Raw genomic sequence first — 21,604 nt, forward strand, 5'->3', positions numbered from 1 at the left:
CGGGTTTTGTTTTGGCGGTGCCATATCAGTACCTCACCCGGCAGTTCAGATCGAAGGCGATGACGCTCTCATCGTTGACCTCGGCACCTGCCGTCCTCTCGAGGACGACCTCGGCAAAGAGCTCTGACAAGGAGAGGCGTCGCAGGAACTCCGCGACGTCTTCGTTGGTGCGTGCCTCGCCCGCAATCTCGCAGACGCGCTCGCTCTCGGTGAAGGATTTCAACCAGAGCCGGCGCACGTCCCAGCCTTCACGGAAGCCAGCGTACGGGTTCACCTGGCGCTGACGCTCGAGCGCTTCCGGGTCGATGGTGGGCCCCCCCGGCACGCTGAGGATGCGCGAGAGCTCCATCATCACCCGGAGCGGGCCCGTGCGAGCCGCGTTGAGCTCGGCCACCACTTCTTCGAGCCGAACGCTCCGCGCCAGCTGTGCGCGCAGCTCATCCAGCCGGGCGGTGCGCTGCTCGAGGTCCGCGATTTCGGCATCGAGGTCGCGGTTGGCGCGCTGAATGCCTTCGAGCTCGCCCTGATACTGGAAGTAGACCAGCGCAAGCCCAATGCCCCACAGGAAGGTGGCCAGCAGGTAGATGCCGGCCCAGAGCGGTCCGCTCCCGGACGACTGTGCCTGCGCCTGCTTCTTGGTCTTCGGGAGGAGGTTGATACGAATCATTGCGCACGCTCCCTGTCTTTGCGAAGGGCGAGCCCCATCGCGACGGCCGCCTGCGCGGTGCGACCTTGGAGCGCCACCGGGTCGATCAGCTTGCCTGCGGGCTGGGCCACGAGCAGGGAGTCGAGCAGTGTGACCTTGGAGCGCGAGCGCTTGGCGAGCGCGTCCAACAGCGCGCGGATGTTCGCCGTGCCACCCGAGCAGTAGATGCTGGTGATGTCACGGTCGCCGCTGGTCGCTAGGTAGAAGTCGAGCGAGCGCTGAATCTCACCCGCCAGCTGCTCCACCGACTGGTTGATGATGCTGGGGACTTCCTGGGGCACGATGCCGCGCCCGTCACCGCCGCACTTGTAGGCCTCGGCCTCTTCGCGGCTGATGCCGAGCTGACGCTGGATCTCGTCCGTGATGGCGTTCCCGCCGTTGGCGATGTCACGCGTGAACGCCGTGGTGCCGTCGGCCAGGATGTTGACGGTGGTGAGTGACGCGCCCACGTGGATGAGGACGATGGTGTCCTTTGCAGGCGGCGGACCGTAGGCCGTCTCGTACACGTTCTGGACGGTGAAGGCGTCGAGGTCCACGACCACGGGCTGCAGGCGCGCCTCGATGGCGAGGTTGTAGAGGTCGTTGATCTCCTCCTTCTTCGCCGCCACCAGCAGCACGTCCATCTGACCCTGGTCTTCGCGCCGAGTCAGCGTCTGGTAGTCGAGCGTGACCTCGGCGAGATCGAACGGGATGTGCTGCTCGGCCTCCCAGCTGATCTGCTCGGCCAGCTCCGCGGGCGTCATGAGCGGCATCGCGATCTTCTTGATGATCACGCTATGACCGCTCGCTCGGAGCGCCACACGCCGGTTCTTGGAGCCGTGGAAGAGCTTTTCTAGCCCCTCGACGACGGCGCCGGAGTTGATGATGTGCCCGTCGACGATCGTATCCGCGGGGAGCGGATGGAAACCGAAACGTACGAGCTGACGGGGGGCCTTTCCGGCCTCCTTGATTTCACAGACCTTGATGGCTGCGGAACCGATATCCACGCCAACCAGGTTCTTGCCTTCCGATGCCATCGACCCGCATCACTCCTCCTCGCCGAATACTCGAACTCGATCCGCGAGGCTGAGGCCTAGAGCTTCGAGGATCTTCCGCTTGGTATCCACGCGGCACCCGAAGCCTTTTTCAACACGATCGATCGTCAACACCGAGAGATTCGCACTGCGCGCCAGTTCTGCCTTGGACATCATCCTTTCGATGCGGATGCGACGGACCGTGTTGGGCTTGCGCTCTTCAAGGATCGTCGTCCGCTTCTTCTCGCTCTTGTCGGGCCTCGCGCTGGTGTCGCGAGGAGACCCGGGATCTGCTTCGCCCGCGGGGGCGGGTGTGGCAGCGGGCCTGAGGTCCGACGCCCGCGGTTGTCCTGGCGCCGTGACGGCGACTGGAGACGCGGACGCTGCCGACATGGGCCGCCGACCGCTTGCAGCGGCAGGTGCGGCCACGTCGTCCGACGCAATCTCAGAGGAACCGGCCGAATTCTCGGCGGGCATGCTGGCCTCTGGGATTTGGTCGTCTTCCGTCATGGCTCGGGCAGATGTCTAGCAGCGGTGTGAACCACCCTGGGCCGATTCACAAGCCACGCTAGGTGTGAAACCTAGCATCGTCAAGCAAGTTAGCATAACTTACCTATGAATTATAGGTAAGTTGAATGTAAGTGTGCCCTCTGCACCGACGGTAGCTGAGTGGCGATCGTTGGGGTAACGATCGTATCCACAGCCACGAGACGCTTCGTGCTCATCTTTCGGATGTCAATGAACGAACAGACTGAGGACATGCTCGCACCCTCCTCGGGCGAGGGCAAAAAAACGCGCAAGATGCCCGCTCGGGTGTGCCCGGAGAGTCGCTCGGGTGCCGTCGGTTGCCCCCGCGGCGCCAACGCGTTAGACCCTAGCGCCGTGCCGTTGGAACCGACCGTGTCTGCCTCCGCGAAAGTCGCTCTCCGCCCGCGGGCTCGCGCCCTGTGGACGCTGGGGTGCGCGCTGGCCCTCGGCCTCTCGGCGCTGGTCGTGTTGCTCCCCATCGCCTCCGCGCAGCGACAGCACCGCGTGCGCTCGGGGCAGACGCTGGCCGCCATCGCCACGCGTCACCACGTGAGCCTGTCGAACCTGGCGGGCGCCAACCGCTTGCGAACCACCGCCCGGCTCCAGGTCGGCCAGGTGCTCACCATCCCGGAAGAGGGCGTCGCCTACGTGGCCGTTGGGCAGACCCTCTCGCACGTGGCGCGCGAGAACAACATCACGTCGGAGCAGCTGGCCCGAGCCAACCGCATGGCTGTGGACACGGTGCTCCAGCCCGGGCAGCGTTTGGTGCTCCCTGGGCACGAGAACACGGCCGCAGCGCGTCAGCAGTACGGGCGCCCGCGCAACCCTGGGGTGGTCACCTTCTTCCGCTTCTCCAGCCGTGAGACGGCGCGCATCCGCGTGCTGGACAGCCGCGGTCGCCCGCGCGCGGCGGCCCGCACCCAGCTGTCACGGTTGATGCGCGAGCGCGGGACCGATGACACCACTCGGGTGGACGACCGCCTGATCCGCCTGCTGGTGCAGGTGAGCGACCACTTCGGTGGGCGCAAGCTCTACATCATCAGCGGCTTCCGCGCGGCAGGCGGTTTCACGCGCGAGTCCAGCCGTCACGTCGAGGGCAAGGCCATCGACTTCCGCATGGATCGCGTGAGCAACACCGACCTGCGCGACTATTGCCGCCAGCTCCCCGACGTGGGCGTGGGCTACTACCCGAACAGCACCTTCATCCACCTCGACACGCGCTCGGAGTCCGCCTACTGGGTGGACTACTCGAGCTCGGGCGAGGCCCCGCGATACCGCCGAAACGGCAGCGCCGATGGCGCAGCCAGCGGTGGTGAAGCAGGAGACGCCGAAGGCAGCGACGGGGCGGCAGACGCGTCCGCTCCCGAGTGACACGCAGGCGTTCGCGCTCCTCCGGAGCTCAGGGGCACTGCCGATAGAGCGAGGGGGTGGCCTCGCACACGCCGTCCGCACCATCTTCGCCGCCCACGCACGCGCGCAGGGCACCACAGACGGGCTCGCCAGCGGGAGCACAGTCTTCGAGCGTGCTGCAGGGCTCGCCAGGCGGTGCCTCCGGGACGCGCAGGTCTTCGGCGCAGCCCAGGGTGAGGGTGACCAACAGGAGCCCGAGCAGGGTCGTGGGGGCTTTCGCTAGGCGTGCTTCGGGCATCCGTCAGAGGATGCCATGCTCCTTCAGCCGCCGGTAGAAGGTCCTGCGGGGAATGCCCAGCTCGGCCGCTGCCCGTACGCGGTTCCACCCGGCCGCGGTGAGCGCCTCGAGGATGCGTTCGTGCTCGAGGGCCTTCCACTCCGTCTCGCTGCGCGGCGCAGGGGGCTCTGGGGGGGTGGCGGGCTGGGACGCAGGCGGACCCAGCGCCGGCAGCTCGTCCACCTCGAAGTCGATGGGCTGCGAAGCGCTCGGCGTGACCGGTGGACCCCCCAGCAGCTCATGGAACACGTCCGCATCGAGCACCGGGCCGTCGGAGAGCACCCACGCGCTGGCCAGCAGGTGCTCCAGCTGGCGCACGTTACCAGGCAGCCCCGAGGCTGCGATGCGCGCGAGCGCTCTCGTGGTCAGCCGGGCAGGCGCGTCTCCCCGCTCGCGCGCGAGCTGGGCCAGCAGGTGGGCGGCGAGCAGGGGCAGATCGGTGAGCCGCTCGCGCAGCGGGGGGACCACGATCTCCACCACCTGCAGACGGTAGAAGAGGTCCTCGCGGAACGTGCCTGCCGCCACGCACTCTGCGAGCGGACGACGCGTCGCCCCCACGATACGCACATCGACGTGGACGTCGTGGTCACCCCCGAGAGGGCGCACGCGGCCCTCTTGGAGCACCCGCAGCAGGTCCACCTGCATCTTGGGGGGCATGTCCTCGAGCTCGTCCAGGAAGAGCGTGCCGCCCTCCGCGCGCACGAAGACGCCGTCGCGGCTCCGGTCAGCGCCGGTGAAGGCGCCACGCACGTGGCCGAAGAGCTCGCTCTCCAGCAGCGAGGCGGCGAGCGCCCCGCAGCCGAGGGCAACGAACGGCCGGTCCCGACGGCGCCCGCTGCCGTGCAGGGCGCGAGCCACCAGCTCTTTTCCCGTCCCGCTCTCCCCGCGCAGCACGATGGGCAGGTCCACGTCCCGAACGCGGTCGACGCGCGCCAGCATGGCGCCGAGCGCTGCGCTGCGGCCGATGATGCCGAAGCGCTCGTACCCCGTGCGGAACGGCTCCGCGACCTTCGCGAGCGCACGCTGCGTGTCGGCCAGCTGGACCTCGCGACGCCCCAGTGCATCTTCCAGCGCTCCCCGCGCGGCCTCTAGCTCGTTCCTCTGTGCCAGCAGCTGGTCCCGCTGGGTGGCCAGCGTCGCGAGCGCCTGATGCGTCTCGAGCGCCACCGCCGCCTGATCGGCGAAGGCCAGCAGCAGGTCGAGGTCGTCGGCGTGGAAGCGCGCACGCCGCGAGCGGTGCTCGAGATAGAGCGCCCCCAGCACGCCGTCGCGTCCGCGGATGGGCACGCACGCCACGCTGGTCAGCGCGAGCTGGTGCACGCTCGCGAAGTCGCGCACGCGTGGGTCGTTCTGGGCATCCACCGTCACGATGGGGCGCGCGTCCAGAATGACCGACTGCGCAATGCTGCGGCTGAAGGTGGCGTCGCCGGGTGCGCCGAGATCTCCCCCCGCGTGCCGCTCGATCTCCGGCGTGGGCCCAGCGGCGCCCGCGAGCAGCACGAAGCCGCGCTCGGCCCCGGTCAGATCCACGGCGCCATCGGTGATGCGCTCGAGCAGCCGCGGCAGCTCACGTTCGCGCGCGAGGCGCGTGATGGTCTGGAAGACGCGCGCCAGCCGGTCGCGCTCGTCGCTCGGACGGGCGTCCACGAGCCGTGCGCGAGCTCGTGCATGCCCACGGCCCAGGCCCTCGAACAGGCCCGCGCGCAGACGGGGGGGCAGGGTCAGGCCAAGCGTCTCGAGCTGTCCGAGCAGCTCGGCTTGGGCTCGCGACAAGGCCTCATCATTGCCCTGGTCGCGCGCTAGGATGACCGTGGCCGCCAACGCCTCGGCGCCCAGCATGCGCTGAGGGAGCATACTGGCGTGCTGCACCAGCGCCTCGACGGGCGCCCCCGAGGCGGCGTGGTGCCAAGCTAGGAGCAGGCGCTGCAGGCTGCCGCCCGGCAGAGATTGGCACACCTTGGCAGAGACCTCGAGATCGCTCGCACGGCGGCGCACGAGGCGCATCGTGACCTCGAGGACCTCAACTCGGGTGGCCGCCCAGCGTGCCCCCTCGGCGCGCAGCTGCTGCGCCGCCTGCTCGAGCGCCAGCAAGGCGGCGTCCGTATCCCCATCCCGCTGTGCGAGCAGGGCCAACTGTACCCTCATGGGGGGTGTCGGCGGCCCGTCAGGGCCATCCAGCACGTTTAGCAAGACGCCAATCGAGCGCGCCTCGTCCACGGCGCCCAGCCGCACCAACCAGCCCGCGCGCAGCACACCCGCCTCGCGCGAACGCTCGGTTTCCTGCTCGAGCAGGCGCAGACCGTCCCCGAGCCGCCCGCCCTCGAGCAGCGCATCCGCCAGCTCCAGCCCACGGTAGCGGGCCATGTCGAGGGGCCCCTCGGCGCACAGCCAGTCGTGATGCCAGATCTCGTTCACCTGGCGGTGGTAACACAACTTGACACAGTTCGGCGCACATTCGGCGCGGGGGCGAGAGCACACACCGTGCGCGAAGTGCAGCCGGTGGAGGGCGGAGCGTGGTACATGCCGGGCCATGAGTGCGTCCCCTGCCCTACGGAACGTGGCCGCGTGGGCCGGCGCGGCGGCTGCCGCCTGCCTCGGCGCCGGGCTGTGGCTCGCCAGTCGCCCGGGTGCGCCGCTCAGCGCTCTCGGCTACCCCGGCTACGACCACGCGTTCGTGGGCTTCGTAGCGCTCGTCCCCATGATGGTCTGGCTCGAGGTCGCACCGCAGCGGGTGAGTGCTTGGGCCGGTGCGCTGGGCGCGCTGGGCATGGGAGCCGGGATGGCCTTCCTGGCCGCCTACGGTGCCGCCCTGAGCGTGCTGCCGGCGCTGGGTGCGCTGGGCTATCCCGAAGCCGACGCGCGCGCGACCGCGCAGCTGGCCGCCGCCGTTCAGGCGGTCCCCGTGGCGGTGGCCACCACCCTCACCTGGTTGGCCGTGCGGCGCGGGCGGCGCGCGCCGGGGTTCATGGTGTTCGCCTGGGTGGCGGCCGAGGGCCTCGCGCCACTCGGAAGCGAGCGCTTGGCCGTGGCTCTGTACGAGCACCCGGAGTGGATCGCGCTCGCGTCGCTGGGCGGGCCCTCGCTGGTGAGCCTCCAGCTGGCGCTGGTGAACGGCGCCATCGCCGAGTGCCTCCTGCTGGCCGTTCCGCCGCGCCGCCGCCCGTACCTGGTGCTGGCCGCCGCCGTGGCGATGGGCGGCAGCCTGGGCATCCACGTCATCCGAACGGAGGCGCTGGCCATCGCGACCACAGGCGCCCCCACGGTGGAAGTGCTGGTGGTGCAGACCGGCGGGACCGACGACACAGGGCTCGCAGACCAGACCACGGCGGCGCTGGGCCAGCTGCCCGAGGACGACGCGCCCGACGTCGTGGTCTGGCCCGCCGGCGGGTTCGTCACGCCGCTCGAGTGGTCCGAGCTGGATCTGGCAGCGCGCCTGCCCAGCGTGGAGCTCCCCTTCGTGGTGGGCACACCCATGGTGCGGGGCGAGCCGCCCGAGGGACCCAGCATGAACACGCTGGTGCTCGCGGATGCCGCGCACCAGAGGCAGTCGCTGTACCAGGCTGCGGTGATGGCGCCGTTCCTCGACTTCACGCCGCTCCCCGAGCTGCTGCCCACGAGCGTGCGCGCCCGCATCCATGACGCGGGCCGCCGTCCGGGCCAGCACGGCGCCATGTTCGAGGTCGCGCGCGTGCCCTTCGGCGTGATGGTCGGGTGGGACGACATCAGCGGGCCCGAGCTGCGGCGGCAACTGGACGAGCAAGACCCCGAGTGGCTGCTGAGCGTGGTGGACGACCGCGCCTTCGTGGGCACGCCGCTGCCCGAGTACCACCACGCGTGCGCCGTGTTCCGCGCCATCGAGCAAGGCCGCTTCTTGGTGCGCGTGGCCGCCGAGGGGGGCTCGGCGCTGATCGACCCGCTGGGCGCCGTGCGCTCACGCTCCGCTGTGTGCCAGCCGTTCGCGCAGGTGGTCGAGGCCCCACGGCTGCACGCCGCGACCGGCTACCGCGTGGTGGGGAACTTCGCCACCTTGCTGTGCCTCCTGTTCGCCCTCTCGATGGTGCTGCTGCGGCCCGCGCGGCCACCCAGCGAGGGCGACGGGGACGGCCGCCCCGAGGCGGGATGACCCCGCGGCTCGTGCCGGCGGCGCTCGTGCCGGGCGACCACGTGGCCTTGGTGGCCCCCAGCGGGCCGTTCGACCGTGATGCCTTCGAGCGCGGCGTGGAGCTGCTGAGCTCGCGCGGCTACGTGTGCCACTACGACGAGGCCATCTTCGCGCGGGACGGCTACCTGGCTGGCGACGACGTGCGCCGAGAGCGCGAGCTGCTGCGCGCCCTGGCGGACCCCGCCATCAAGGTTCTCATCGCGGCGCGGGGGGGCTTCGGAGCCACGCGGCTGCTGCCCCGCCTCAGCGTGTCGGCCGTGCGCGCAGCGGGCAAGGGGCTGGTGGGCTTCAGCGACATCACCGCACTCCACGCACTCTGGGCGCGCGCGGGGGTGGCGTCGCTGCACGCCGCGATGGTGGCCAAGGTGGGTGACCTGGACGACGCACTGCAGCTGCGCTGGCTGCACGCGCTCGAAGGCGCGCCCTCGCCGGCGCTCACGGACCTCACCACCGTAGTTCCGGGCCGGGTGGTGGGCCCGCTCGTGGGCGGCAACCTGGCGGTGCTGGCGGCGCTGGTGGGGACTCCGTTCGCGCCTCCGCTCGATGGTTCGGTGCTCTTCCTCGAGGACATCGGCGAGCGCCCGTATCGCATCGACCGGATGCTCACCACGCTCACGCACGCCGGCTGGTTCGAGCAGGTGCGCGGGGTGGCCTTCGGCGCCTTCACGGACTGCGCACCCGGCGTCGACGGCGTCAGTGGGCGCGATGTCCTGGTGAGGCACGCGGAAGCGCTCGGGCTGCCTTGCGTGCTGGACGTTCCCGCTGGCCATGTGGACGACAACCGCGAGCTGCCGCTGGGGCGCACCGTGACACTGGACGCCACCGCCAGGATTCTGCACTTCGAGTAGCTAGGCGGGCTTCGCACCCACAGCGCCGCGAAGCCCCTGTACTTGCCAGGTGATTCGCTTACGATGGGGCGAGGCAACGACCGGTGCAGCTACTCGCGAGCGGAAAGACCCACGCAGGTCGACGAACCTCCAACGAGGACTGTTTCGGAATCGAGCTCGACCTGGGTCTCTTCGTGGTGGCCGACGGGATGGGCAGCGCGGGAGAGGCGGCGAGCCGGCTGGCCGTGGACACCATCTGCGCGCACTTCCGGCTGGCCGGGCTCGGCGACCCGCTGATCGAGTTCGACGCGGCCATCGCCAACGCTGCGCAGCGCATCGACCGTGACGAGCGCAGCCAGAACATGGCGGCCACGCTGGCCGCGCTCTCGCTGTTCAACCAGGGCGCCACGGTCGCGCACGTGGGCGACAGCCGTGTCTATCGCCTGCGCCACCGGCGCATCGAGCGCCTCACGCGAGACCACTCCGTGGTGAGCGACATGGAGTTCGCCCTGGGCCACCCCATTTTGCAGCGCTCGTCGCACCCCATGGGGACGGTGGTCACGCGCGCGCTCGGCGGAGGCGGGGATGCACGCCCCGACGTACGCTTCCTGGACGTGGCGCCGAAGGACCGCTTCCTGCTCTGCAGCGACGGGCTCACGGACTCCATCGTGGAGTCCGAGCTGCGTCCGCTGCTGGCCCGGGGAACGCCCGACGAGGCCAGCGACTACTTGATGGAGCAGGCCATCCGCAACGGCGCACGTGACAACGTGACGGTCATCGTCGTGGACGTGTTGCGCCTCTGAGCCGCGCCGCGGGACGCTCGCTCAGTTGGGGATCAGCTCGTGCATGCCGGCGCCGCGCAGGTCTTCGGTGACGAGCCGAGTCAGCTGGTCGTTCCAATACTCCACGGCCACGCGGTCGGTGTCGGCCTCCATGTGCGGGTTGCCCACGCCGCTCTCGTCGGTGAGGTACGTGTAGGGCGCGCCCGTCACGGTGGCCATCGCGCGGAAGAGGAACTCCACCTCGCGGTCGGCGCCGCTGGCCGCCACGGGCAGGAGCCGGATGCCGCGGCGTGACGCGTCGCGCATGGCCTGCACGTAGGTGTACGACGACTGGTAGTGCTGTGGGGGTGCGTCGGCGATCACGACCATGACGCGCACGGCGTCCCCGTCGCTCCACGACTGCCGCGCGAAGGCAGCTGCGAGGCCCGCGTTCAGGTCCTCGGGGTAGTCGCCGCCACCGTCGGCTCGGATGGACAGCATGGTGCGCGCGAAGCCCTGGATATCCGACGTGAAGCGGATCTCCTGGAGCGGCTCGCGGTCGCCGCGGTCGCGATAGAACGTGGCGCCCACGCGGATGGCCACCTCGGGCGACGCGGCGTGGATGCGACCGACGATGTCCGCCACCTCGGCGTTCACGTAGCGCAGCTCGTCTTCCATGCTGCCCGTCACGTCGATGAGGAAGGCGAGGTCCAGGCGCTGCGGCGCCGTGGCGGTGACGCCCTGCATGCGGAAAACGACGTCTTGCCCGTCACCGGCCATGGGGATGCGCGCGGCCACCTGCGCGCGGACTCCGCCCGCCGTGACCGTGGCCTGGACGTCCGAGCCCACGTCACCGAGCACGCCCGGGAAGTAGTCCCAGTAGCCGTCGGCCATGGTGGTGCCTTCCACCTGACCGCCCTGCCCGCCCAGCGACACGTTGGCGCCACGGAAGGGGCGACCCTGCGCGTCCACCACGCGGAAGCGGACGCGCCGCGAGACGTCGAAGCCGGCGCGCTGCGCCTCGAACGGACGACGGTTCACGTACTCGAGGTAGTTCCCGCGGCGGTCGGTGTCGCCCACGGTGGCGGCGGTCAGCACGCGCGACTGCGGGGCCACCTGCTGCTGTGGAGTGGGCATGGGGTCCGGGATGGCGATCTCCGACTCCTCGATCGTCACGGTGACGGTCACGTCCATGGGGGCAGAACGCATGCTCGAGGGGGAAGGCGCCTCGGCGGCGTATGCCTCCGAGCTGGGGCGACGGGCGCCCGCGGTGTCGGGAGCGGCGGCGCGTGCCGGGACGCCGCCCGTGCCCCCCTCGTGGCGAGCGGGCGTCGATGGGGCCGGAGACGACTCGCGCGCGACGCCGTCGAGCTCGCCCCCGCCGGCGTATCCTCCCACGCTGTCGTCGGAGGGGGCGTAGTACCCTTCGCTCCCGCCGCGGGGGCTGCTGCTGCCCGTGCTCTCCGCAGACACCAGGGCCACTTCGCTCGTGGACGACTCGGTGGAAGCGCCGGTGCGGGGCGTGTGAGCCGTGGAGCCGCTGCAGCCGGCGAGCGCGAGCACCAGGGCGAGACGCTGGGGCAGGCGCCGCGTGGCGCCGGTGAGACGTGAGCTGAACATGGAGGACTCCTTGGTGGCGTACCAGTCGCCGGGTGAGCGTGGGACCCGCTCGTGCCTCGACGGCTTGGGTGATTCGCCTGTTCAACGCCGCCTCGCGCCCCGGCCTTACACTCTCTTTGTCCGTTCGTTCGTTGTGGCGCTCTCGCCCCAGGGTGTAAGCCACCCGGGTGGAGACACGTTCCTCCACGGTGACCGACGGCCAGCTCGCCATGTCCCTTCCCGCGCCCCTCGGGACCACACCCTGGTCACCGGGAACGCGCCTGCGAGCGGGGCTGTCCGCCGTGCTGGAAAGTGCGGCGCGCTTGCCGTACAAGGCGGGAGTACGTGGCGCTGCCCTCCCCGGGCGGCCCGTGCGCGAGGCATGGGTGGCCAACACGGAAGCGGCGGATCGAATCGCTTGGGAGCGCACACTGCTTCGCCGCATCCGTGCCGGCGAGCGGGCCGCGTTCGCCGAGCTGTACCGCGCCTACGCCCCCGTGCTCTACCGGCGGGTGCTGCTGCCCAAACTAGGCGCGCCGGGCGCCGCGGAAGACGCGCTGGCCGAGACCTTCCGCACGGCCTTCGTGAAGCTCGACAGCTACGAGGATCAGGGGGTGAGCATCTACCACTGGCTTTCGCGCATCGCGTCCAACAAGGCCATCGACATGCACCGGGCGCGCGCCCGGACGGACCGCGCCCTGACGCAGCTGGAGGGGCTCCTGGCGCCGCTCGAGCAGCCCGGCGCGCGAGATCCCTTCGGCGAGCTCAGCGCACGCCGCGACCAGGCCGCGCTCGAGGCGCGCATCACGGAGGCGCTGTCCGCGCTGAACCCGCGCTATCGCCGCGCCATCGAGCTGCGCTTCCTGGAGGAGCGCGAGCGGCCGGCGTGCGCCGAAGCGCTGGAGGTGAAGTTGGGCACCTTCGATGTGCTGCTGCTGCGGGCGCTGCGCGCGTTTCGACGCGCGTGGGACGAGCGCGAGGCGTCGGGCGCGAGCGCGCGGCGTGTGCCAGAGAGCGAGGCTCAGGATGACTGACGAGCACCGCGAGCCCAGCGTGGACGACCTGCCGAGCGAGGAAGAGCTGGCGGAGGCGGCGGCGCTGGCACGCGCCCTCGAGCGCGAAACGCTGGACGAGGCCCAGCTCGACGCGCTGCTGCCCGCGCTCGAAGCGGGACACCTCCTCAAGATGACGCGGGCCCCCGAGCTGAGCGAGGCCCGCCTGTCGGCGCTGTATGCCGAGCTCGAGGCGTCGCTGCCCGCTACCAACCCCACGGTCGTTCGTGAGACCGGAAGCACCGGAGCGTTCATGGGGTGGCGTGCCCTGCGTGCGTGGCTGCTGGTCGCCACGAGCGCCAGCCTGGCCGCCGCCGTGGGCCTGTGGTTCTTCTCCCGCGACGCCGCCGCGCCGAACACGGAGGCGTCGCTACCCCCGCCTTCCCTCGCCGTGCTCGAGGCGCAGCTCGGCGCAGTCCAGCGCACGGAGGGAGAGAGCACGGACACCACGGCCAACGCGGGGGCGCAGCCGTTGGCGCAGGCCATGCGGCCATACCGCGAGGAGCTCCTGGCCCAGCTCGCCACGGAGTACGCGCCATGAGCCGCTGCCTGTGGAACGCCCTCCTGGTGTCGGCGCTGGTGCTCTCGGCGCACGGGTGCGACGAGCCCGCAACGAGCCCGAGCGAGAGTGCATCGGCCTGGGTCGGCGCCCTGCGAGAGGCACACCAGCGCGCGGACGCTGCGGAGCAGCGCGGAGACGTGGCCGCTGCGGCGGCCGCGCTCTCGCCGCTGGCCAGCGCCCCCGCACCGGACGCGGTGGCCGCGACCCACGCGCGGGCGGCGCGTCAAGACCTGTACTTCCGCCTGGCCACCCTCGCGGCGGGGCAGGACGACCACGAAGCCGCACGCGCGGCCGCGAACTCGGGCCTGGCTCTGGGCCACGGCGATGACGTGCTGACGGCCAACCTGCTGATCGCGCGCGGCGAAGCCCAGGAAGCGCTCGGTGAGCGTGAGGGGGCGAGCGCCGACTACCTCGCCGCGCTGCGCATCAACGAGGTGCTGCTGGATGCCGTGCTCGCCGGGGAGGAACCACGATGACCCTGCGCCAGACGCTGCGCTTTTCGGTCGGCGCGCTGGCCCTCACGCTCGCGTGCGGGCCGGGTTGCGCCGGGTCCGCGCAGGGCGGCGCGGGGTCGACCTCTCCGGAGACCGCGGAAGCCGCCCCTGCCGACCTCTCCATCGACTTGGCCATCGAGTGCCGCGCGGAGGCCACCACCGGCGGTGAGGAGGTGCTGCTCGAGAGCAGCGGCGTGCCCGTCTCGGAGGCCGAGCTCGACGTCCAGGCGGCCCCACCGCCGAGCCGGGCGCCGGAGGGCGGCGCCGCGCCCACCACCGCCGCAAGCTCGCCCGGGGACGTGGTGGGCGACCTCTACACGACCCAAAGCGCCGGACTGGGCGCGCTCGGGTGTGCGCTGGACGCTTCCGACTGTGCGAGCGCGGCTCAGCTCGGAGACGAGATCTGTCGGCTCGCCGAGCGGGTGTGCGGACTCGCCCCGGATGACGCCCGCTGCGACGAAGCCCGCAGCCGCTGCGCCCGGGCGCGTGCTCGGGTCAACACGAGCTGCGGCCCACGCTAGAAGCGTCGTCGTCTAGGCGGAGAGTTCCTCCACGCCTGCGGCCCGCGCCACGTCCAGCACCTCGCGCACCTTCGAGGCCAGCGCGTACGCGTCCACGGGCTTGCGCAGCGTCGCGGCGAAGTCGCCGGACTCGGCCGCCTCTTCGTCGTGGCCCGACATCAGGATCGCGGGGAAGACATAGCTCTGTGCGCGCAGCTCCGCGAGCAGCTCTCGCCCACCCATGTGCGGCATCACGGCGTCGGTCTCCAAGAGGTCGATGGGCTCGCGCTGAACCACCTTGAGCGCCGCCTCGGCCGACCAGGCGAGCTCCACACGGTACCCGCAGAACTCGAGGATGGCCTTCGACGCCAAGAGAGGGCCGTCGCGGTCGTCGACCACCAGCACCGTCTCGTGTCCGACAGGCAGCGCACGTGTGGCGAGTTCCACGGGCACCACGCTCTCGGCGGTGGGCACGGCTGGGATCCACAGCTCCACGAGCGTGCCCTCCCCGGGGGTAGACTCGAGGTGCACGAAGCCACCGTGCTCGCGCACCGCCACGTGCACCATGGTGAGCCCGAGCCCCGTGCCCTCCTCCGGTGAGCGCGTGGTGAAGAACGGCTCGAAGACGCGCGCCTGGTGCTCGAGCGGGATGCCGCAGCCGTCATCGCTGACGGACAGCACCAGGTACTCCCCGTCGCGGCCGCCACGCCCTTCGCTATCCATGGCCAGGCGCGCCCGGATGGCGATCTCTCCCGCCGCCGTGGTGGCGTGCTGCGCGTTGAGCGCCAGGTTGAGCAGTGCCTGCTCGAGCAGCCCGACATCACCCATGAGGTAGCCCGTGCCGATGTCCGGCACTTCCACCGTGACCTTGCGCTCGCCGGAGGTGCCGCGCTCCACCAGCACCGCCACCCGTCGCACCAGATCCGCAGGGCGGAAGGGAGCCAGCTCACCGCTGGGCGCCCGCGTCAGGACGCGCAGGCGCTTCGATAGGTCTGCCGCGCGCAGCATGCTCTGCTCCATGAGGTCCACGTACGACAGCGCGCGCTCATTCAGTTCCGGCATGCGGCGCAACAGACCTACGCCACCCAGCATCCCGCTCAGCAGGTTGTTGAAGTCGTGCGCGATGCCTCCTGCCAACGTGCCGAGAGCCTGCAGCTTCTGCGCCTGCATCAGGTCCCGTTCCTGAGCGCGACCCTTCTCGCGCAGCGCGCGCTCGTGGGCACGGTTGCCCAGCGTGCGGGTGGCCAGCGACGCGACCAGCAGCACTCCGCTCCACAGGAACACAGGGGCCAGGGCGGGGCTCCATTGGTCGCGCTGCGTGTACGTCACCGCAACGACCATGCCCAACATGCCGGACGGCACGAGCGCATCCCAGAACGCACCCTCGCGGGGACGTGGCAGGGCGACCTCGGCCTGCAGCGCGTCCTCGAGGTACGCCCCCGCGATGACGAGGGCGAAGCCCAGCACCCAGAAGACGTCGAGGTCGTGACCCGCTTCGTAGCTGTTGGTCAGCAGGGAGTGCGCGTAGAGGGTGGTGACGAACGTGAGCACGGCCATCGCCGCGATGAGCCAGCCGAGCACGCCGCGGTTCTCGCCCCACTCGCGCTGCCAGTAGGACACCAGGGCGAACGACAGCGCCGAGAAGTGGAGCACGGGATAGCCCAGCGCACACGCCACGTAGAGCGCGGAGGCATGGCCACGCGCCGGCACGTAGTAGAGCACCGCCGTGATCATGACCATGGCGGCCAGCGTCACCCCATAGTCACCCACCAGCTTGAGACCGAGAGGCGCATCGCGCTCCCCACGCCCGTACTCGTAGAAGCCCAGCAGGAAGGGCGGGACGAGGCCGAGGAAGCCCAGCTCGCTGACCGCTGGAAAGGGCGTGAACTCGCCGACCACGAGCTCGAGGTAGTTCCACACCAGCATCCCGAGGAACCACGAGGCGCAGCCAGCCCCGAAGAACGCGAAGGCGCGCGCGCGGTGGCGCTGATGGGAGCGTCGCGCCGTGTGGAAGCACTTGGCCGCTGACAGGAAGCTGATCAGCGTCCAGCCTATGTTCGCCCACCAGTGCACGAACGTCTGGTGGTCTCGGAGCCCGATGTCGCCAACGCCGTAGGCCACGGTGATGAGCGCTAGCGCGGCGAGCACCCGCAGCGGGACGCGCGCTCTCTGCACGTTGGACTGGAGATCGAGTTCCACCTGTCTGTCAGGATGCGCGGCCCTGCCCCCCGCCACAAGAGCGGGAGTTCGCGCCGTGACAGGTCAGTCCGTGCTGACGCCGTAGCGCCGGAGCTTGTCCAGGAACGTGGTGCGCTTGAGGCCGAGCGTGCGCGCCGCTTCGCTCTTGTTGCCGCCCGCCCGCGTCATGGCGCGCTCGAGGATCTTGCGCTCGAGGTCGTTGAACGTCCCCACCCACTCGTCGCCGGCGCCCACCTCCGCCTCGGGGGGCAGTGCGACAGCGCTCTCGCTGGGCGGGCGTTCCGCCGCTCCGGACTCCACACCCACACGAAAATCCGCGAGCAGCAGCTGGGGGCCGCCCGCGCGCGCGACAGCCTCTTCGACGCGCTCGGCCAGCTCGCGGACGTCGCCATCCAGCTGCGCGCGCACGAGGTAGTCCACGACGGCTTGCGACACACCGAGCAGCTCACGCCCCAGCCGGCGGCATGCGCTGGCCACCGCCAGCAGGGTCAGCGACGGGACGTCGGCGGCGCGGCGTGCGAGCGGGGGCACGGCGACCACGCGCTCTCCCACCATTCGACCGAGCGGCGCCGCCAGCGTCCCGCGCGCCACCAGCTCGTCGAGCGGCGTGCGCGTCACCAGCACCACCCGGGCGGCGTTGTCCGCGCGCGGAGGGAGCGCGCTGGCCGCTCCCGTCGGCTCGTCCGGTGACGCCCCGTCCACCGCAGCCGGAGGCGCCATGAAGAGCGCGAGGGCCTCCTGTGCGGCCATGGAGAGCGCCGGCACATCGCGCAGCACGAGCGTCCCCTCCGCAGCGTGGGCCACCCAGCCCGGGTCGCCGGTCTCGGGGTCCCCCATCAGCGCCACCAGCGTCTCGCTGTCCGCAACGGACGCGCAGTCCACCACCACCAACGGCCCCTCGGCCCGTGACCCCTCGCGGTGCAGCAACTCCACCAGGTGCAGCAGCGGCGCCCCCGTGGGCGCCAGCAGGCAGAGCGGTTCGAGCCCGGGAGCCAGCGTGGTGAGCTGCCCCTCGCAAGCGCGCATGGCCGGGCTGTAGGCCACGCGCGGCAGCTCGGCGCCGCCCGCGCGCCCACCTGCCTGCAGCAGCTCGAGGCTCCCGCGCAGGCGCGCGACGCGCAGGTCCCGCTCGTGAAGCTCGTCCAACACTTGCTCGTGCGCCTGGATGAGCTGGCCCACGCGCGCCTGCGCCCGCAGCTGCCCGGCCATGGCGCCGAGCTGCGACGCCAGCCGTCGCGCGAAGGCCTCGGCGGCGTGGATCTCTTCGAGCGCCAGCGCGCTGCGACGACGCCCACGGGGAATGACCAGCAGCCCGTCCACGTGCCCATCGTTCGCGAGCGGCAGGATGGCGAGCGCATCGTGCTGTGCGAGCGCGTCCAGGAGCGGACGCAGCTCCGGGCGGCGTACCGACTGGGCCTCGAGCTCGGGCACCAGCGTGAGCGTGCCAGGGTTGTCGAACGCGAAGTCGATCAGGCGCGTGGAGAGCGAGGCGGCCTGCACGCGCGGCATCCCCGCTGCGTCGATGGTGACCACCCGTGCGGGCTCGAGGACATAGAGCACGGGCTGGGCATCGGACTCGCCCGCCGCCTCGCGCAGCGCGGGCAGCACCGCGGCCCCGAGCTCCGTGAGCGTGGGCACGGCGTCGAGGCGCCTGCCCGCGAGCGCCAACGCATCGAGGAAGCGACCTCCGTAGGGGGCGATGGCGCGCCGCACCAGCGGGGCGAGCGCGCGATCCACGGCGAGCGTCAGCCCTGCGGCGACCGCCCACGCCCAGGCCGGGGCCGGATCGCTCGAGCCGAGCGCATAGCGTGCGAGGGCGAAGCACACCGTCACGAACCCCACCGCGAGCACCGCGCGCACGATGCGCCGAACCGCAGCTCCGGCGTAGACCCGACGGCGCGGGTCCACCATGGCCACGTGCCCATAGAGCAGCACGATGGACAGCACGGCCGCCGTGAGCGCCTCGGCCGCCGGATCGGGCACCAGCACGCCCACCCCCAGCAGCCACGAGGTGAGCGGCAGCGCGACCACGACCACCACCAAGCCCATGACGCCCCAGGCGTTGGAGGCCAGCGCAGCCGGCCCGCTCCCGAGGCGACGGCGGCCCGCGCGCAGCACCAGCGCAGCCGTGAACGCGCCCCACATGAAGAGGCGAGGTGCGCCGCGCAGGGCAGCCTCCGGCAAGAGGTAGCCCTCGTCGGACAGCTGACTGGGCGGGAACGCGCCGAGCAGGCCGAGGAGCGCGCAGGCCAGCGCCAGCACGGTGGCGAGCGGCGCGAGGCGCAGCAGACCCCCGGGACGGTCCGGGACGACGAGCGCGAGCTGAAAGACACGCGCCCCGGCCAGCGGCATGGCCAGGGAGTGCGCCACGAGCCGCAGCGGCGAGGCCGGGTCAGGAAGCAGGAAGGCGGCCAGGATGATGCCGGCGAGGACCCCGACGCCGCTCACACGTCGCGCCCCCGCGGCGTCCACGTGGCGGAGGAAGAGCGGGGTCAGTGACAGCGCGAGCGCGAGCAGCCCGAGCGGCGTGCGCACGCCCTCGAGGCCGCCCGCAGCCGACGCACCCGCGAGCAGGTAGAGGACGGCCGCCGGACCGACGACGGGGAGGATGCGGCTGCGCGAATTCATGGGGCGTTGCCGCAGCCCGCGCTACGGCGACGGACCATATCACCGTCGGGCGGTGGTTCCAGCAGCGTGCAGCCCGTGGGTGAACCAAGTGGGCGTCAGGCCACGCGTCAGGGACCGGCGTCCACGCCCGTGTCCTCGGGACCCATGTCCTCGGGCCCGAGATCCACACCCGTGTCCACCGGGCCGAGGTCCACACCCGTGTCCACCGGACCGAGGTCCACGCCCGTGTCCACCGGACCGGCATCGACACCCGTGTCCTCGGAGCCGCCGTCCGCGGGGCTGCCCATGTCCTCTGGAGGTCCGCCGTCCACCTGTCGCCGCTCGGTGCACGCCAGGTTCAAGCAGCGCAGACCCGACACGCAGTCCGTGTCGCGCCGGCAGTAGCCACCGATGGTGCGCGGCGCAGGCCCCTCGCACGCCATGGTCAGCAGCAGCAGAGTGAGGGGGAGCGCGCCGAGCAGGCGACGCGCGACGCAGCTGAGGTGGGAGTGATGCATGACGCTCGACTCAAAGGTGTGTCACAGATAGGACCTGACTGGCAACTTCCATTCTCGGTGGAGGTTGGCCACTGGGAGGTGATCGCGTGGCAGGAGACGGCAGCGCTCAACGGAAGCCGCTGCGCTCGGCGGAGGGCTCAGCTGAGCGCAGACAGACTCGGTTGCGCTCGACTGGGCCCGCGCGCCCTCGCCCGCCTACGTCTGAGCCAGTCGAGCCCAAGCGCGGACGAACGCCCCCGCGGCGCTCCACGCGCATCGCTCCATGCGCTCACCCGTCGGGCTCATCCGAGCCACGAACGTCAGCCACCGCCGGGGCGGGGCAGGGGTCAGCAAGGGCGTGGGGGGACCCGGAAAAGAAACGCAGCGCAGCGAAGTGCACTTTTCCAGGGAGTCCCGACAGGACGCGCCAGCGCGTCCGTGCCCGCCGCGACCCCTGCCCCGCCCCGGCGGATCGATCACGCCCGCCAGCATCACGAGCAGCCACAGGAATAGGTGGATCAATCGCCCGTTGCCCATCGCCGCCGGGTAAGAGAGACTCGCGGGATGAGTCCGCCCTCGAGCGGCGAAGCCCCGCGCCCGTCCCCTGCCACCCTGACCAGCGGAGCGCTGGTGGGTTCGACCATCAAGGATCGATACCACCTCGTTCGGTTGATCGGGGATGGTGGCGTGGGCGCCGTGTACAAGGCCGCCGACCAGCTCCTGCGACGCTTCGTCGCCATCAAGCTCCTGCACCCCACCACGGCCCGCAAGCCCGAGGCCGTGGAGCGCTTCTTGCGCGAGGCGCGCTCGGCGGCGGGCATCGGTCACCCCAACGTCACGGACGTGCTCGACTTCGGTGAGGAGCGCGGCCAGCCCTTCCTGGTGATGGAGTACCTGCGCGGTCGCAGCCTCTCCCACGCCATCGCCCACGACGGCCGCTTCAGCGTGGAGCGCGCGTGCGCCATCGCCACCCACAGCCTGGCTGGTCTCGCCGCCGCGCATCACCGCGGCATCCTGCATCGCGACCTCAAGCCCGCGAACCTCATGCTCATCGCGCAGTTCGGTGACCCGGACTTCGTGAAGGTCTGCGACTTCGGGTTCGCCACGCTGATTGGCCCGCGTTCCGTCGATGAAGCGCGCTCGCTGACGCCTGCGCGCACGCTGGTGGGGACGCCCGCCTACGCGGCGCCCGAGCGGCTGCGCGGTGACGACAAGCCCGACCCCCGGATGGACGTCTACTCCATGGGCGTGGTGCTCTACGAGATGCTGGCCGGACGCCGCCCGTTCGACGGCGCCACCTTCCAGGAGCTGTCGCACAAGGTTCGCCAGGAGCCGCCGCCGCCGCTGCGCTACCTGCGCCCGGACATGCCCGATGCCCTCGAGCGCATCGTGATGAAGGCGCTGGGCAAGGAGCGCGAGACACGCTGGCGCGACGCCGAAGAGTTCGCGGACGCGCTCGTCCCGTATGGCGGCAAGCAGGTGCTGCGCGCCGACCAGCCATCGGACAGCTTCACCATGGACCTGCTGCGTCTGCGCGCGCGAGAGACAGAGCACCGCGACCGGGTGAAGCGCTCCGACACCGGTGACTGGGGCGTGTTGGCGCAGGAAGCCCCGCCCGAGCCCGCCGCGCCGGTGTCGAGCCGCGGCAGCGACCGCCTGGACACAGGCGCGCAGCCGAAGAGCGCGAGCCTCGAGATCGACGTCTCGTTCGACACGGCGCCGGGGATCGGGGACGCGCTGCGAGAGAAGCACACCGAGCGCGCGCCACCCAACCACGACGAGGTGCCGCTGCGCGACACGAACGTGGACGCGCTGCCCACGCTCGTCATGCGCGCGTTCGAGGGCCGGCTGGTGCTGGCCGTGCTGCGGTACGTGGGCGACCGCTTCGGGCAGCTGGCGCTGCGCGACCTGCTCACGTACCTGCCGCCGCTCACGCGCGACCTCTTCGCCGCGGGCGTGGCCGAGGACGACTGGGTCCCGTACGATGCCGTGCTGGAGCTGCTCGAGCGCATCGACGCCACCATGGGGCGCGACGACCTGCACTTGGTGGTCGAGTGCGGCCGCGAGATGGCCTCTGCCGTGGCAGCCCGGGTGAAGGAAGAGCTGGGCGATGCCCCGCCCGAGCTGGTGGTCACGCACTTCCCCAAGCTGGCCGCGCGACGCGTGCGTGGCGTGACGTTCCGGGTGACGCGCGTAGGTCGCGGGTACGCGCAGCTCTCGCTCGACGAGCAGGGGCAGTCCACGCTGACAGGTGGCGTCTGCACGCTGGGCCTGCTCGAGAAGCTCCTGACCAACGCCGGCGCCGAAGAAGCCGAGGTCACCATGACCGCCTGCCGCGCCCTGGGCGACGACGACACCCGCTTCGACCTCACCTGGCTGGGCTGACCCGAGCCGAGCCCCGGCTGGCGAG

General features: G+C 71.3%; 18 protein-coding genes. 9 read left to right on the forward strand and 9 right to left on the reverse strand.

The window, feature by feature from the left end; all coding sequences use genetic code 11:
* Positions 1–25: 25 nt before the first annotated feature.
* From IPI43_02230 to IPI43_02240, 3 genes are read right to left on the reverse strand one after another with little or no spacing between them, the layout of a single operon-like run.
* Positions 26–667: a PilN domain-containing protein gene (locus IPI43_02230; GenBank protein ID MBK7772945.1), complete on the reverse strand. Its 642-nt coding sequence runs from the start codon at positions 665–667 to the stop codon at positions 26–28.
* Positions 664–1,722 carry a type IV pilus assembly protein PilM gene (gene pilM / locus IPI43_02235; protein MBK7772946.1) on the reverse strand — a complete coding sequence of 353 codons (1,059 nt, stop codon included), beginning with the start codon at positions 1,720–1,722 and terminating at the stop codon, positions 664–666. Before pilM ends, IPI43_02230 begins: the two co-directional genes overlap by 4 nt.
* Positions 1,723–1,731: 9 nt before the next feature.
* The gene (locus IPI43_02240) at positions 1,732–2,112 is read right to left on the reverse strand and encodes a helix-turn-helix transcriptional regulator (GenBank protein MBK7772947.1); all 381 of its coding nucleotides are present in this window, start codon (positions 2,110–2,112) and stop codon (positions 1,732–1,734) included.
* A 507-nt stretch (positions 2,113–2,619) separates the two neighbouring features.
* On the opposite strand from IPI43_02240, the gene IPI43_02245 reads away from it, so the two are divergent.
* A complete protein-coding gene (locus tag IPI43_02245) occupies positions 2,620–3,618 on the forward strand; it encodes a LysM peptidoglycan-binding domain-containing protein (protein MBK7772948.1) in 999 nt (332 codons plus the stop codon).
* Between the two features lie 28 nt (positions 3,619–3,646).
* On the opposite strand, the gene IPI43_02250 is transcribed toward IPI43_02245, so the two are convergent.
* On the reverse strand, positions 3,647–3,895 hold the full coding sequence (locus tag IPI43_02250; GenBank protein ID MBK7772949.1) for a hypothetical protein: 249 nt from the start codon (positions 3,893–3,895) through the stop codon (positions 3,647–3,649).
* 3 nt (positions 3,896–3,898) lie between these two features.
* The gene (locus IPI43_02255) at positions 3,899–6,349 is read right to left on the reverse strand and encodes a sigma-54-dependent Fis family transcriptional regulator (protein ID MBK7772950.1); all 2,451 of its coding nucleotides are present in this window, start codon (positions 6,347–6,349) and stop codon (positions 3,899–3,901) included.
* Positions 6,350–6,464: 115 nt separating this feature from the next.
* Here IPI43_02255 and IPI43_02260 point away from each other — a divergent pair, with 115 nt between their 5' ends.
* The 3 genes from IPI43_02260 (at position 6,465) to IPI43_02270 (ending at position 9,726) form a co-directional block, all read left to right on the forward strand.
* A complete protein-coding gene (locus IPI43_02260; protein ID MBK7772951.1) occupies positions 6,465–8,057 on the forward strand; it encodes a hypothetical protein in 1,593 nt (530 codons plus the stop codon).
* A complete protein-coding gene (locus IPI43_02265) occupies positions 8,054–8,944 on the forward strand; it encodes an LD-carboxypeptidase (protein ID MBK7772952.1) in 891 nt (296 codons plus the stop codon). Before IPI43_02260 ends, IPI43_02265 begins: the two co-directional genes overlap by 4 nt.
* Before the next feature lie 83 nt (positions 8,945–9,027).
* Positions 9,028–9,726, forward strand: coding sequence for a serine/threonine-protein phosphatase (locus IPI43_02270; GenBank protein MBK7772953.1), 699 nt, complete (start codon positions 9,028–9,030; stop codon positions 9,724–9,726).
* Positions 9,727–9,747: 21 nt separating this feature from the next.
* Here IPI43_02270 and IPI43_02275 read toward each other — a convergent pair whose 3' ends face one another.
* Positions 9,748–11,304 carry a VWA domain-containing protein gene (locus tag IPI43_02275; protein MBK7772954.1) on the reverse strand — a complete coding sequence of 519 codons (1,557 nt, stop codon included), beginning with the start codon at positions 11,302–11,304 and terminating at the stop codon, positions 9,748–9,750.
* A gap of 167 nt (positions 11,305–11,471) precedes the next feature.
* Between IPI43_02275 and IPI43_02280 the strand changes: the two genes are divergently transcribed.
* Genes IPI43_02280 through IPI43_02295 form a run of 4 tightly spaced genes read left to right on the forward strand, consistent with a single transcriptional unit; the run spans position 11,472 to position 13,912 of the window.
* Positions 11,472–12,317: an RNA polymerase sigma factor gene (locus IPI43_02280; protein MBK7772955.1), complete on the forward strand. Its 846-nt coding sequence runs from the start codon at positions 11,472–11,474 to the stop codon at positions 12,315–12,317.
* The gene (locus IPI43_02285) at positions 12,310–12,876 is read left to right on the forward strand and encodes a hypothetical protein (protein MBK7772956.1); all 567 of its coding nucleotides are present in this window, start codon (positions 12,310–12,312) and stop codon (positions 12,874–12,876) included. Before IPI43_02280 ends, IPI43_02285 begins: the two co-directional genes overlap by 8 nt.
* Positions 12,873–13,373 (forward strand): hypothetical protein, encoded by a 501-nt coding sequence (locus IPI43_02290; GenBank protein ID MBK7772957.1) that lies wholly within the window; start codon positions 12,873–12,875, stop codon positions 13,371–13,373. The genes IPI43_02285 and IPI43_02290 overlap by 4 nt, the downstream gene beginning before the upstream one ends.
* Complete coding sequence (locus IPI43_02295) at positions 13,370–13,912, forward strand: hypothetical protein (protein ID MBK7772958.1); 543 nt, start codon at positions 13,370–13,372, stop codon at positions 13,910–13,912. The genes IPI43_02290 and IPI43_02295 overlap by 4 nt, the downstream gene beginning before the upstream one ends.
* A 12-nt stretch (positions 13,913–13,924) precedes the next feature.
* Here IPI43_02295 and IPI43_02300 read toward each other — a convergent pair whose 3' ends face one another.
* The 3 genes from IPI43_02300 to IPI43_02310 all read right to left on the reverse strand — a co-directional run bounded on the left by IPI43_02300 (position 13,925) and on the right by IPI43_02310 (position 19,215).
* A complete protein-coding gene (locus IPI43_02300; protein MBK7772959.1) occupies positions 13,925–16,090 on the reverse strand; it encodes a response regulator in 2,166 nt (721 codons plus the stop codon).
* 63 nt (positions 16,091–16,153) lie between these two features.
* Positions 16,154–18,718 carry a sigma 54-interacting transcriptional regulator gene (locus IPI43_02305; GenBank protein ID MBK7772960.1) on the reverse strand — a complete coding sequence of 855 codons (2,565 nt, stop codon included), beginning with the start codon at positions 18,716–18,718 and terminating at the stop codon, positions 16,154–16,156.
* Between the two features lie 107 nt (positions 18,719–18,825).
* Positions 18,826–19,215 carry a hypothetical protein gene (locus IPI43_02310; protein MBK7772961.1) on the reverse strand — a complete coding sequence of 130 codons (390 nt, stop codon included), beginning with the start codon at positions 19,213–19,215 and terminating at the stop codon, positions 18,826–18,828.
* A 543-nt stretch (positions 19,216–19,758) separates the two neighbouring features.
* On the opposite strand from IPI43_02310, the gene IPI43_02315 reads away from it, so the two are divergent.
* Complete coding sequence (locus tag IPI43_02315) at positions 19,759–21,579, forward strand: serine/threonine protein kinase (GenBank protein ID MBK7772962.1); 1,821 nt, start codon at positions 19,759–19,761, stop codon at positions 21,577–21,579.
* Positions 21,580–21,604 lie beyond the last annotated feature (25 nt).

The organism is Sandaracinaceae bacterium, from assembly GCA_016706685.1.
GTDB lineage: Bacteria > Myxococcota_A > Polyangia > Polyangiales > Houyiibacteriaceae > JADJJE01.

Bases quoted from the DNA above. Each gene is read 5' to 3' on its own strand.
- IPI43_02230 (MBK7772945.1), bottom strand. From the start codon at position 667: ATGATTCGTATCAACCTCCTCCCGAAGACCAAGAAGCAGGCGCAGGCA.
- IPI43_02285 (MBK7772956.1), top strand. From the start codon at position 12,310: ATGACTGACGAGCACCGCGAGCCCAGCGTGGACGACCTGCCGAGCGAG.
- IPI43_02265 (MBK7772952.1), top strand. From the start codon at position 8,054: ATGACCCCGCGGCTCGTGCCGGCGGCGCTCGTGCCGGGCGACCACGTG.
- pilM (MBK7772946.1), bottom strand. From the start codon at position 1,722: ATGGCATCGGAAGGCAAGAACCTGGTTGGCGTGGATATCGGTTCCGCA.
- IPI43_02260 (MBK7772951.1), top strand. From the start codon at position 6,465: ATGAGTGCGTCCCCTGCCCTACGGAACGTGGCCGCGTGGGCCGGCGCG.
- IPI43_02315 (MBK7772962.1), top strand. From the start codon at position 19,759: ATGAGTCCGCCCTCGAGCGGCGAAGCCCCGCGCCCGTCCCCTGCCACC.
- IPI43_02290 (MBK7772957.1), top strand. From the start codon at position 12,873: ATGAGCCGCTGCCTGTGGAACGCCCTCCTGGTGTCGGCGCTGGTGCTC.
- IPI43_02310 (MBK7772961.1), bottom strand. From the start codon at position 19,215: ATGCATCACTCCCACCTCAGCTGCGTCGCGCGTCGCCTGCTCGGCGCG.
- IPI43_02250 (MBK7772949.1), bottom strand. From the start codon at position 3,895: ATGCCCGAAGCACGCCTAGCGAAAGCCCCCACGACCCTGCTCGGGCTC.
- IPI43_02240 (MBK7772947.1), bottom strand. From the start codon at position 2,112: ATGTCGGCAGCGTCCGCGTCTCCAGTCGCCGTCACGGCGCCAGGACAA.
- IPI43_02295 (MBK7772958.1), top strand. From the start codon at position 13,370: ATGACCCTGCGCCAGACGCTGCGCTTTTCGGTCGGCGCGCTGGCCCTC.
- IPI43_02275 (MBK7772954.1), bottom strand. From the start codon at position 11,304: ATGTTCAGCTCACGTCTCACCGGCGCCACGCGGCGCCTGCCCCAGCGT.
- IPI43_02305 (MBK7772960.1), bottom strand. From the start codon at position 18,718: ATGAATTCGCGCAGCCGCATCCTCCCCGTCGTCGGTCCGGCGGCCGTC.